This window comes from uncultured Sphingomonas sp., from assembly GCF_937871615.1.
GTDB lineage: Bacteria > Pseudomonadota > Alphaproteobacteria > Sphingomonadales > Sphingomonadaceae > Sphingomonas.
Map to the genome: position 1 here is coordinate 50,771 of NZ_CALMPA010000023.1, position 13,099 is coordinate 63,869.

Sequence of the window (13,099 nt, forward strand, 5' to 3'; positions counted from 1 at the left end):
CCGGTATTGCCGTTCGGGCTGGCGCCGCTGGATGACCAACTCGCCGATTATGGACTCGATGGTGCTGGCCTGCACGAAATCGCGTCGGCTACCGCCGCGCTGAGCGACGACGCGGCGGCGACCCTGTTCGCCGCGGGGATTGCGGCGCGCTTTGCCGACAAACCGGATTCCACGGTGCTGTGGGCGCTTACCCGGTTCGACCTCTATGCGCCGGGCCTCGAGCAGGCCGGCCTCGGTCCGGACAAGGTCATCTACGCGCAAGGCCGCAAGGATAGCGAGGTGCTGGCGATGGCCGAAGATGGCCTTCGCGACGGTGCGCTCGCCTGCGTGATCGCCGAGGTGAAGGCGGCCGACCAGACCGCGACCCGGCGGCTCCAGCTCGCGGCCTCGGACGGCAGGACGCCCATATTGCTCTATCGGCGCCACCGCTCGCTCGATCGATGTCCCCTCGATCAGCCATCGGCCGCGATGACGCGCTGGCGGATCGGCTGCACCTCGTCTGCCCGCCTGCCCTGGCCGGGAGTCGGCCGCGCCCGCTGGGCGGTCGAACTCATCCGCCAGCGCGGCGGCAATCCTTTCTCTCTCGAAGTCGAAGCTTGTGATGCAACGGGTCGCCTCGCTCTACCTGCCCCAGCTCCCCGTGGAGCGGCTGCGCCGGTCGGAGCGGCCAGCCAGGCCGCCTGAGCCGGTCGCCAATTCCGGACGGGCATCGCCGGCACCGCCGCTCGACCATCACCCCGGTGCCTGCTCGGTGCCCAGGGGTGGCGGCTGGCGTCCCGGCGCGCGCTGGGCGCGCGACGGCGCGCCCGCCCCGGCCACCCCTTCCCTCCCCGCGCCTGCCCTCACTGGCGGCGATCGCCCGATGATCCTGATCGAACAGTCGGGCCAGAAGGAGGTGGTGACCGCAGCCTGCCCGCTCGCGCTGGAGTTGGGACTGCATCCGGGAATGGCGGCGGCGCATGCGCGTGCGCTCGTTCCCGACCTCGATGTGCGCAACGCCGAACCGGAGCAGGACCGCGCCTTTCTCGATCGGTTGGCGCTTCACGCGGCTGGCCATTGGACCCCGACCGTCAGCGTGTCCGGCGCCGATGGCCTGTGGCTCGATCTCACCGGCACGACGCATTTGTTCGGCGGCGAGACGCGCTTCTGCCGCCATCTGCTCCGCTTCCTGCGTCGGATCGGCTTCAGCGCGGCGATCGCGATCGCCGGCACGCCGGGGGCGGCGCATGGGCTTGCCCGCTATGGCAGGAACGCCGTCACGATCCTGCCTCCGGGAACGGAAACCGAGGTGATCGCCGACCTGCCACTCGCCGCGCTGCGCCTGACCCGGGAGGCGCTCACCGCTGCCTCCAGGTTCGGGCTGGAGCGCGTTGCGGACCTCTATCCGATCGCGCGCGGGCCGCTCGCCAGACGCCTCGGGCTTTCAACCGTCACGCGGCTCGATCAGGCGCGCGGGCTGGTAGCCGAACCGATCGTGCCGGTTGTCCCGTTCGAGGCGCCGCGCGTGGAACGCCGGCTGCTGGAGCCGATCGGCACCGCCGAATCGATCGGGCAGGTGATCGAAGACCTGGTCGATGATCTCGCCGGCGCGTTGCGGGCGCGCGGGCTTGGGGTCCGCGCCGCGATCCTCACCTGTCACCGCATCGATGGGGATGAACAGCGGATCGCGATCGGTACGGCGAAAGCGACGCGCGACGCGAGGCATCTCACGCGCATGTTCGCGATGCGGATCGAGCGGATCGACCCCGGCATGGGGATCGAGGCGTTGACGCTCGCCGCGCCGCGTGTCGAGGATCTGATTCCCGAAGCGGTCGGCACCGCGTTCGACGGCGGCGATCGGCCGCGCGACATCGCCCCGCTGGTCGACCAGCTCGCCGGGCGCGCGGGCGAGGATGCGCTGTTCCGGCTGACGGCGCGTGAAAGCGACGTGCCGGAGCGCGCCGTCGACCGGGCCGGGCCGCTGGCGGTCCCGACCGGCTGGCCTGCATGGAAGCGCCCGGTGCGGCTGCTGCGCCGCCCGGAGCTGCTGGCGAACGTGGTGGCACTCCTCCCCGACCATCCTCCACGCCGGTTCACCTGGCGCGGAAGGAGCTATCATGTGGTCGCGGGTGATGGACCTGAGCGCATCCATGGCGAGTGGTGGCGGACCGCGCGTGAGATGTGGGCGGTGCGGGATTATTTCCGGGTCGAGGCGGAGCGCGGCGAGCGGTTCTGGCTGTTCCGGCGTGGTGATGGCGTGGAAGCGCCGACCGGCGATCTTAGCTGGTACATCCACGGACTGTTCGGCTGATGGCGCGCGCCTCGCCCACTTATGTCGAGCTTCAGCTGACCAGCCACTTCTCGTTCCTGCGCGGGGCGAGCTCGCCCGAGGAACTGTTCGCCGCGGCCGCCACGCAGGGGCACCGCGCGCTGGGTCTGGCCGATCGCGGCAGCGTCGCCGGCGTGGTGCGCGGCTGGGACGGCCAGAAGGCCACCGGCGTTCGCATGATCCCCGGCGCGCGCGTCGACCTTACCGATGGCCGCGCGCTGCTGCTTTACCCCACCGACCGCGCGGCCTGGGGCCGGCTCACCCGGCTGCTCAGCCTGGGCAAGGCGCGCGGCGGCAAGGGCTGCTGCGTTCTCGACTGGAGCGACGTCGCGACCTGGGCCGAGGGGCTCATCGCCATCCTGCTGCCGGATGAGCCGGACGACAGCACCGCTGTCCATCTTGCCGAGCTGCGCGACGTGTTCGGCGCGCGCGGCTATCTCGCGCTTTCGCTGCGGCGCCGGCCCGACGATGCCGGGCGGCTGCACCGGCTCGACGCGATGGCGCGCGCGGCCGCGATGCGCAGCGTCGCGACGGGCGATGTCCTCTATCACGCACCGGAACGCCGCCCGCTTCAGGACGTGATGACCGCGATCCGCGAGAAGACCACGATTGACGCACTCGGCTACCGGCGTGAGCGTCACATGGACCGCAACCTCAAGTCGCCCGAGGAGATGGAGCGCCGGTTCGCGTCATTCCCCGACGCAATCCAGGCGAGCGCCGATATCGCCGATCAATCCCGCTTCGATCTCGGCGAGATCCGCTATCAATATCCCTATGAGGAGGTGATGGCGGGGCGCACCGCTCAGGAGGCGCTGGCGGCGCTCACCGAGGAAGGCGCGGCGCGGATGTTCCCGGACGGCGTCCCCCTGCCCTATCGCCGCCAGATCGATCACGAGCTCCGGTTGATCGGCCAGCTCGGCTACGCGCCGTATTTCCTCACGGTCCACGCGATCGTCGCCGAGAGCCGGCGGCGCGGCATCCTGTGCCAGGGGCGCGGCTCGGCCGCCAATAGCTGCGTCTGCTTCCTGCTCGGCGTCACCTCGATCGACTCGATCAAGCATGAGCTGCTGTTCGAACGGTTCGTGAGCGGGGAACGCAAGGAGCCGCCCGATATCGATGTCGACTTCGAGCATGAGCGCCGCGAGGAGATCATCCAGTGGATCTACGAGACCTATGGCCGTCACCGCTCGGCGCTGACGGCGGTGGTGACGCGCTATCGGACGCGCGGCGCGGTCGCCGAGGTCGGCAAGGCGCTCGGCCTCCCCCGGGACCTGACGAAGATGCTGACGGGCCTCGTCTGGGGCTTTTCGACCGAGGGCATTTCGGACGACCAGATCGCCGCGCTCAACCTCAAAGCCGATGATCATCGCCTGCGGCTGACGCTCGATCTCGCCGCGCAGCTCATCGGCATGCCGCGCCATCTCTCGCAGCATCCCGGCGGGTTTGTCCTGACCCAGGACCGGCTGGACGATCTGGTCCCGATCGAACCGGCGCGGATGGAGGACCGGCAGATCATCGAATGGGACAAGGACGATATCGATCGGCTCCAGTTCATGAAGGTCGATGTCCTGGGCCTCGGCATGCTCGGCTGCATGAACCGCGCCTTCAACCTGCTGGAGCAGCACAAGGGCATCCGGGTCGGCATGGCCGACCTGCAGGACGATGATCCTGGCGTCTATGAGATGATCCAGAAGGCGGACACGCTTGGAGTCTTCCAGATCGAATCCCGCGCGCAGATGTCGATGCTGCCGCGGATCAAGCCGAACAAATTCTACGATCTCGTCATCGAGGTCGCGATCGTGCGGCCCGGCCCGATCCAGGGTGACATGGTCCACCCCTATCTTCGCCGGCGCGAGGGCAAGGAGAAGCCGGAATACCCCAAGCCCGAATTGCGTGCCGTGCTGGAGAAGACATTGGGCGTGCCGCTGTTCCAGGAGCAGGCGATGAAGGTGGCGATCGTCGGCGCGGGGTTCACGCCGGCAGAGGCCGATCAGCTTCGCCGCGCGATGGCGACGTTCAAGCTGACCGGCGGCGTCAGCCATTTCTACGACAAACTGGTCGGCGGCATGGTCGCGCGCGGCTATCCGCGGGATTTCGCGGAGCGGACCTTCAAGCAGATCGAGGGGTTCGGCTCATACGGCTTCCCCGAAAGCCATGCCGCCAGCTTCGCGAAGATCGCCTATGCAAGCTGCTGGATGAAGCACCATCATCCCGACGTGTTCTGCGCCGCCCTGCTGAACGCCCAGCCGATGGGATTCTATGCCCCTGCACAGGTCGTCCGGGACGCGCGCAATCACGGCGTCGAGGTGCGGCCGGTGTCGATCAACCATAGCCACTGGGACTGCACGCTCGAACCGGCCGGCGGGCGCCATATGGCGGTGCGGCTCGGGTTCCGGCAGGTGCGCGGGCTCGCCAACATCCACGGTGCGGCGATCGTCGCGGCGCGCGGCCCGGCGCCCTACGAGAGCGTCGAGGAGGTGTGGCGGCGCGCCGGCGTGCCACGCGCGGCGATCGAGCGTCTGGCCGAGGCCGACGCGTTCCATTGCATCGCACAGGACCGCCGGCAGGGCCTATGGAAGGTGAAGGGCCTGGCAGAAGCGCCGCTGCCGCTGTTCGCCGCGGCCGATGAACGCGAGGCGCAATTCTCGCCCGAGGGGCTGGAGCCTGCGGTCGCGCTCAGGCCGATGACCGATGGCCGCGAGGTGGTTGAGGATTACCGTTCGACCCAGCTATCGCTGCGCGCTCATCCGGTGAGCTTCCTGCGCGGTCAGCTCGAGGCGCTGAACATCGTGCGTTGCGCCGATCTCACCTCGATCCGCGATGGCCGCAACATCGAGGTCGCCGGCGTCATCCTCGTCCGCCAGCGCCCGGGTTCGGCCCGCGGCGTGCTGTTCGTAACGATCGAGGATGAGACCGGCATCGCCAATGCGATCCTTTGGCCGGATCGCTTCGAAACCTATCGCCGGCAGGTGATGTCCGCCTCGATGGTCGCGATCCGGGGCCGGCTTCAGAAGGAGGGCGAGGTAATCCACGTCATCTGCGACCGCGTCACCGATCTGGACGCCATGCTGCGTTTGATCGGCCGGATGGACTTTGCGGTGACGCCGGGGCGTGGCGACGGTACGAAGAACGGCGGCGGACCCGATCCGCGCGATCCGGCATGGTCGCGTGGCCGAACATTCACGTCCCGGCCCTACGGCAACGAGCAAGAGGAAATGCTGCGCTTGCGCAGCCACGATTTTCATTGATCCATCACCCGACCCGAACGCCACGAGACGCTAAGACCACTCAAAGACGGACATGCTATGCCCCAGCGTCGTCGAGATTTGCGCGGCCACGAGCTACCTCGGTCATGGGTACTGCCGCGCCCGATTATAATTGGATTATAAAATAGAACTTGGTGCGTCGGTCTGTGAATCTCGGAATGCGGCAAGTGAGTCGCGATCTTTGATATGGAGCTTTACCATGAAAGAGAACGAAGCCCCCGATGACGAAGTCATCGAACTCGGTGTCGCCACTGTCGAGACCAAGGGCACAGCCAAGATCGACCAAGATCCGAGCGGCGGCCAGTTGCGCTTCGTCATGGGCATCGCGCAGGACTGACAAGAGGGGCGCGCGATATTATCGCGCGCCCTATCTTGCTTTGACCAATGGAACACGCCCTCCGCTCCGGTTTGTCATTTTGCGAGATCGGTGAAGCCATTATCTTCATCGATATCGTCGCGGATCGATATTTCCGGCTTCGTGACGACTTAACAGAAAGCTTCAAAGCTCTTGCGGATGGGGGCCAGCCTTCCGAAGACGCCGTGGCAGCGTTATTACGACAAAAGATCGTGCAACCAGCCGCTGTCGCGGCAAAGATATCAGCTCCAAGACTTGCGCCAGCAGCCCACGTAAGCGCGGCGATCGATGGAGCCGCAAAAACGTCTGATCTCGTTAGAGCAGTGGCAGCCGAGGTACGAGCCGAGCGAAAGCTGAAATCCATTGGCTTGGCAGCTTCAGTTGAGGCGCTAACTTTGCTGAAGCGCCGGCGGGAGATGGCGGCTACAATCGACGATCCGCTCCCAGCGAGGGCGATCCGCGCTTCAGAGGTCGCCAAACTTGTGCGCTCGCCTGCCAACCGCTGCCTCCCCCGCTCAATAGGTCTTGTGGCGCGACTGGCTCAACTCGGGTGCGCAGTTCACCTCGTCCTTGCTGTTCGATCGGCCCCCTTCGCCGCCCATAGCTGGGCACAAGTGGGAGATATCGTGCTCAACGACACTGTCGAGGAGGTCGGGCGATATACCCCGATTTTCGTTGCTTGAGCGCGCTACGCTTCCTGTTTGCCATCCCGAAACGGCCTTCGAATTCCGCCTTGCCTTGCCAACAGATCGCCGACCCTTCGGATTGGCGACCAGATTGCATCTCACTGTGGTGCAGCGATCCATCACAGCTTGTCTGGATGGGAAGCGATTGCGGCTTAGTCGTTGGGACGTTGTTTTCTCGCGACACATATGCGCGTGTTCGCGACATTAATGCTGAAGAATTTTCTAACATTGTTACATCCGGCGGCGCTCGGCTGATAGAAAAATATTGGGGCGGATTTGTCGCGATTATTAAAGGTAATCCAAATTCCAAAGTGCTGATCCTCCGCGATCCGTCGGGATTCTTACCTTGCTACCAACAAGAAAGCGCCAACCATTTCTTCTGGGCATCCGATCTCGCGGCTTTTTCGTCGGCTGGTATTCGGACAGATGAGATCGACTGGAACTGTCTTTTCGAACACCTGCAATCACCGGACACGCGTCGCGCGGCTACCTGCATCAATGGGTTATCTGAGCTTCCCCCTGGGACAGTGTCCGTGATCGACGGAGAACATCTTACGGAAAGGCGACTGTGGCGACCGTGGTCATTTACGGATCCAAGCCAGGCGCTCTCCCCGCAAGCTTCAATCCACGAGCTTCGGGAATCAATCTGCAGATCAGTATCTGCGCTAGCCGGCGCTTTCCGACACGTCGTCGTCGGCGTGTCCGGCGGGCTCGACTCATCAATAGTCTGTGCCGCCCTTGGGCGTGGAGGCCACCGATTCAGTTGCCTCACCCTCGCCACCGATGACCCTAGCGGCGACGAACGCAAGTATGCTGCAAGCGTCGCAACTGCAACCGGAGCATCGCTATCAGCACGAATATACGAGCTGGCCGCGATCGACGTTCGAAGGTCATCATCGGCACATCTCCCGCGCCCCAATGGCAAGCCATTTATGCAGGAGCTAGAGCGGGCATACAGGTTTGAAATTGAAGCCTACAACGCCGATGCAATTTTCACGGGCAACGGTGGCGACAATGTCTTTTGCTACCTTCACTCGGCAACTCCAATCGTCGATCGGCTCCATTTCGAGAGACGGATTGCAAAAGCATGGCGCACCTTGCTCGACATGTGCGCGATTACCCAATGCGATGTTCCGACCATGGCCCGCGCGACGCTGTCTCTCCTTCGGCATCCAGAGGGGGCGCTAAACACGCCAAGCGATCAAAGTTTCCTCAACCACGATCGCGGCGCGTGCTCAGAAAGCCATTTACTCAACGATTACTTCACGGAAGCTCCAACAAGATATCCAGGGAAAATAGCCCACGTTCAACTCCTGACCCGAATACAGAATTTCGTGGAAGGGTATGATCGATCAGTTTATCCGTCCGTAATTGCGCCGTTGCTGGCCCAACCCGTTGTCGAGACATGTTTACGCATACCGACATGGGTATGGTGCGACGGCGGTATCAACCGATCGGCGGCGCGGCGGGCGTTTTCGGGCTTTCTGCCAAGACAGGTCACCAGACGAACAGCGAAGTCAGGACCCGACAGTTTCACGGCGGCGGTTTTCGAAAGAAATAAGAGTACCGTTCGCGAACTTCTTCTCGGTGGTCTTCTGCGGCACCACAACATTATCGATCCGCTATCGGTAGAGCTGGCGCTATCGGATTCAAACACCGGGCGCGGTCAGTTGCTCTATCGACTGTTAGACATCGTTGATGCCGAAGCGTGGGCGCGCGAAAGATCGAGCGCCGAACTACCCGCGCACTGAGCCAGCCCTTGAGGCGCACCTCGCATTTCTCGCCACCGATCATACTGAGACTGCTTGGCGGGTGAGCAATCCACAATGCCCTGGAGCCAGAAGGCGAACCAGTCGATCACCCGATCGTACATCGCTAATCTATGGGCAGGCTGCCATTTTACGTGCGGCTCGTTCTTGAAGATGAACATTTCGATCGGCTTTCCACGACGCCGATAAGCGCCCATCACGTCGAGGCCACCTTCATATTCGTCATCGCTGGTCTGAATCAAAATTGGCACATCAATCTTATCGACATTCTGAACGAGCGAGAGCGGCGCCCAAAAGCAGTCGTCCGCGTTCTCAAACAGCGAATACCCCATCTCTTCAAGGTAATGCTCATATCCGATGCCGCCATTCATCGGCAGCGCGATCTTGTCTTCGCAACACGAGCCAAGAGATGCCACTTTGAAAAGGCGGCTATTTATTAGCGCCCACTGAGTCGCGGACGAACCCTCGCTGAATCCGCTGATACCTAGCCGGCGGCCATCGACCATTCCCGTATCGACCGCTGCCTTGATCGCTGTCTCGATCGCGGATTGAACGCTTTTCCGATCGATCCAGTCCTTCCGGACAAGGCGGCGATAGTCCAGTTCGCTCGTCGCACCTTCCGTCCCTGGGGGATCAAAGGGCCGCTCTATACTTAGAACCGCAAAGCCGCGGCCAGCCAGAACCTGGATTGGCACTTCATCGCCGACCCCGCCTCGAAGAAACCCCTCGCTATAGTATTGAACCACGACAAGCGGCAATTTTGCGCCGAGCTTCGAGCCCGGCGGCAGCACTAAATCCGCAAAGCATTCGACCCCATAAGCGTTCCGAAACCGGAGTCTGCGAACAGGCCCGAGCTTCAATCTCCCGAATTCAGGGTTCGGGTCAAATATCGTTCGCATTCGCCCGTTATCGATATTGATTGCCACCAAGCGCCGAGGAGTTCGAGATCCTTCGCGCGCGCAGATGAGTTCGGTCGGGACGGGCTCACATCCGACAAGTGAATCGTCGGTGGTCAGGACACGAACGGGCTGAGCGTCTTCTATTCGCCAACGATACAGAGACGTTTGGCTGTTCGCCCAGCCCTCACGTGTCACAAAATACAGGGCGTCGCGTGATCTTCCCCACCAGATATGACGGATTCGCGCGCAGGGATCCGAGAGACAAGATGACCGTCGACCTGTCGACCACGCGACCCGGAGTTGCACTGGTGATAGCAGCTCAAGCGGGTTTCGCTTTTCCGTCCAGGCCGTTCCTCCGTCCCCATCCACCGCAAATTCGCCAGCGCCGACTGGCCGGCGCGAGTCCGCCTGAGGGTCGATCAGCATCTCTTCTGCTGGCCGCGCTACCCGGACGATGTTTCCGGCCAATGCCACATGGAAGAATCGCGTGGGAAATGATCCGGTCGGAAATGGCCGATCCGACATCATCGGGCTGAAACGGTCATCGAACAGATACCCCTGTCGCGCTTCAACATCGATCGCCGCGTCGGCCCTAGCCAACTCCGGTCTGCCGGAGACGATGAAGCCGCGCCCGTCACTCGCCCACGTGAAATCCTCAATTTCGAATGGCAAATCGACCGCCGGAACAGCGGGTTTCCCATCAACCTTCACTGTCCAAATCCGGGTTCGACTGTCCGTCCGCTTCAGATAGGCAATTGTGCGCCCGTCGGGTGACCATCGCGGCGTGATGACCTGAGCCGTGCCAGCTCGCACCGCTGGCAAATTCCGCAATCCAAAGAGATTGCGGATAAGCTCACCACCGCGATCCAACTCACGCGCGACACCGCGACCATTCAGCGGCGCAATCATCAGCCTCTGGCAAAAGGCGTTGACCATCGGATTCGCCCGCCTAACGACGAACGCAATCCATAGTCCGTCCGGCGAGATGCCGAATGGACTCGCGGAGTCGTGCGGATCGGCACGGCCAATATCCGCCAATTTCGCAAGGTCGAGCGCCGTTGGGACCTGCGATTCCACCCCTGAGGGCTGAGCGTTCGACTCGAATGCCATACACGGATCTGATGACGGCATGGTACTGTTGGCCCCGGTCGCGAGTGCGAGCGCGGCAATGCTTGCAAACATCACCAGCTCCGCGAAATCGTCAAACCAATGACGCGCCCGACCGCCGAGAAATTTGTCGAATCGTAGGGTGTATCGCTCGACCCTGTAGTCCTGATGATGTCGGGCTTCGCATCGAACAGGTTATTGATCGTGAGAGCGAAGGTCATAAACGGCTTCTCGGCCGAGGAACCGCCAACGCTCAACCGCGCCGAGAAATCCATCGTGGCCATGGACGAGACGCGGCTGGATGGCAGGAAGCGCGCGTCGAGCACGCTCCCGATATAATTGACGTAGGTTGCAACCGTGGTTCGTTTGGTTTCCCAAACAGCACCCGCCCGTGCCCGCCAGTTCGGTGGATTGAAAACGGAGCCTGCGAGTTGGATGCTCGGCAACTCCTGCGTCAGAATCTGATCGCTTCTGAGATAGGTCGCGGACCCGGATAGGCTCAGCTTCTGACCTTTTCCGACGGCAAAGGCGTAGGCCGCGCCGAAATCGACCCCGTCGATGTCCTGGCGCGCGACATTGCGGTTGCGATTGTCTATGAGCGCATCGACGTTCGCCGGGTCGAATGGCCCATCGGAATAGTTCGTGAGGCCGTAGAGCGATCCGGCGATCAGCGCGTCGAGCTGAGCCGCAGACGGGCTATGGTTCAGAAGCGCTGCGTAGCCGGGATCGCTGAACGCGGATGCAATCGATCCGGCGATCGGTTGAACGACCCGGTCCTTGTATCTGACATTGAAGTAGGTGGCGTTGATCTTGAGGCCAGGAATCCTGTCGGGATGAAATTCCAGCCCTGCGGACCAACTGCGCGCCCGTTCCGGTGTCAGGCTCGGATTGCCACCGCTGGTGTATAGGACCGTTCCTGTCGCATCGGGGACGAACCAGTTTGTCGGGAACAGGTAGGTCTCATAGCCGACATACTGCTGGTAGAGTGTCGGCGCCTTGAATGAGCGGCCCCATGATGCCCGAAATGTGAGATTCTTCTCCGGCTCATAGACGAGTCCCAGTTTCGGCGTCGTGACGCTCGCCATACCGGGATAGTTCTCGTATCGGGCGGCAGCCGTCAGCGTGAGCCGATAAACCAGCGGAAATGCTTGAGCCGGACCGACGACTGGAATCTCCGCCTCGCCGAACAGGTAGTGGCTTTTTCGCGCGACGTTGAAGGCGCCCGCCGGCACCGTATCCTGATAGCGGGTATATCGCATGCTGTTCGATCGGTATCCCCCGCCGAAAGCGACACGCAGTTCACCTGCCGGCAACGAGAAAACCGGGCCATCGATCACAAGTTCAGCGGTCACCGCTGAGTTGCAATAGCATCCAGTTGTCGCGGTTCCCGTCCCACCAGGAGGCGTAATCAGGGTGTTGTAGTGGCTATCATCCTTTCCAAAGGCCGTCGAGACGCGCGCCATCCACTGAGCACCAAGCTTCAGGTCGATCTCTGGGGTGACCGAAATGCTTCTCGCTGTCGGGGCCAGGCGGTATTGTGTGAGGCCGCCTGCGTCTTCATTCCCGCTGATGATCGTAGAACGACGATCACTGAAAAGACCATCGATCTTGAATTCGACCCCCGGAGCGATCGTTTGATGCCCGGACACGATCACCGAGTGTTGTCGGATGGCCGGATAAAGCGAATTTGCTTGCGGCAGAGCGCCGGTGTAATTGCGCTGCCGCGCCGCAATGCCGGAATTATGGGCAAATTGGTAGGCCGCGATGAAGCCACCGGACCCCCAGCTAGTGCCGCCAACGAGATCGACACCCTGCTGGAAGTTGCCCCCGTCGGTCGACCCGCCGATCCGAAACGAGGTCGTCAGCCCAGAATAGTCTCGCCGGAGGACGACATTCACGACACCCGCGACGGCGTCTGAACCATACTCGGCCGACGATCCATCCGGAACGATCTCGAGCCGGTCCACCGCTGCCACGGGAATTGCCGATATATCGATCCCGCCGAACACACCGTCATATGGGAGTCGGTGACCGTTCAGAAGGGTCAGGGTTGCATCTGGTCCGAGACCACGAAGGTTCATCTGGGAAGAAGAATTCAGGTTGGAATTGATGAGCCCGGCCCCACTTCCGACGCTCGGATTCTGGCCGCCGCCGAAATTCTGCGGAATGCTTCGAGCAACGTCTCCGAGATTGACTTGACCAGCATTCCGGATGTCCGAGCGCGTGACGCTGATTAAGGTCGACGCGGTATTACCACCGCGAATATGCGTTCCGGTCACGATGATGTCGTTCTCGACCGAGCCGTTAGCAGCGGCTACCTCGGATCGCCCCCGGACAATCACTGCCCCCTTGTCAAAGCGCACCGATAGACTTGTCCCGCGGACAAGCTGCTCGATCGCTTCCCGAGCGGTGAACGCGCCGTGAAGGCTTGGCGCGGCGACGCCGTTCAGATCGTCCGCCGAAGCGTAGAGTTCCCAGCCGGCCTTGGCCGCGACGGCCCGAAGTGCTTCACCGAGATCCTGCGCAGGGAAATCGAATTGATAGACCTGCCGATCACGAGCCGTTGCCGACATGGGCGCGATTGAGCAAGCCACGCCCGCCATCAGCACCGCAACCATATGAATTCGTTTGCTCGCCATCATCCTGTCCCCTTCCGGCGAGCCCTGACGGCTCACCTTAGGGTCAAGTCTTTGACGCGATTTTTCGAAC

The 13,099-nt window shown here is 62.6% G+C and carries 8 protein-coding genes; 6 read left to right on the forward strand and 2 right to left on the reverse strand.

Annotation, left to right across the window (positions count from 1 at the left end):
• Positions 1-6: 6 nt before the first annotated feature.
• From Q0316_RS06500 to Q0316_RS06525, 6 genes are all read left to right on the forward strand, one after another.
• Complete coding sequence (locus tag Q0316_RS06500) at positions 7-684, forward strand: protein ImuA (protein ID WP_298670729.1); 678 nt, start codon at positions 7-9, stop codon at positions 682-684.
• Entirely contained in the window at positions 602-2,290 is a 1,689-nt protein-coding gene (locus tag Q0316_RS06505) for a DUF6504 family protein (RefSeq protein WP_367179646.1), read from the forward strand. Before Q0316_RS06500 ends, Q0316_RS06505 begins: the two co-directional genes overlap by 83 nt.
• Entirely contained in the window at positions 2,290-5,556 is a 3,267-nt protein-coding gene (locus Q0316_RS06510; RefSeq protein ID WP_298670730.1) for an error-prone DNA polymerase, read from the forward strand. Before Q0316_RS06505 ends, Q0316_RS06510 begins: the two co-directional genes overlap by 1 nt.
• Positions 5,557-5,773: 217 nt before the next feature.
• The gene (locus Q0316_RS06515; protein WP_298670731.1) at positions 5,774-5,911 is read left to right on the forward strand and encodes a benenodin family lasso peptide; all 138 of its coding nucleotides are present in this window, start codon (positions 5,774-5,776) and stop codon (positions 5,909-5,911) included.
• 47 nt (positions 5,912-5,958) lie between these two features.
• Positions 5,959-6,612: a lasso peptide biosynthesis B2 protein gene (locus Q0316_RS06520; protein WP_298670732.1), complete on the forward strand. Its 654-nt coding sequence runs from the start codon at positions 5,959-5,961 to the stop codon at positions 6,610-6,612.
• The gene (locus Q0316_RS06525) at positions 6,609-8,366 is read left to right on the forward strand and encodes an asparagine synthase-related protein (RefSeq protein WP_298670733.1); all 1,758 of its coding nucleotides are present in this window, start codon (positions 6,609-6,611) and stop codon (positions 8,364-8,366) included. Before Q0316_RS06520 ends, Q0316_RS06525 begins: the two co-directional genes overlap by 4 nt.
• Here the strand turns inward: Q0316_RS06525 and Q0316_RS06530 are convergent.
• Positions 8,291-10,465, reverse strand: a complete 2,175-nt coding sequence (locus tag Q0316_RS06530; RefSeq protein WP_298670734.1) for an Atxe2 family lasso peptide isopeptidase — start codon at positions 10,463-10,465, stop codon at positions 8,291-8,293. The genes Q0316_RS06525 and Q0316_RS06530 overlap by 76 nt on opposite strands.
• Positions 10,465-13,065, reverse strand: a complete 2,601-nt coding sequence (locus Q0316_RS06535; protein WP_298670735.1) for a TonB-dependent siderophore receptor — start codon at positions 13,063-13,065, stop codon at positions 10,465-10,467. Before Q0316_RS06535 ends, Q0316_RS06530 begins: the two co-directional genes overlap by 1 nt.
• Positions 13,066-13,099 lie beyond the last annotated feature (34 nt).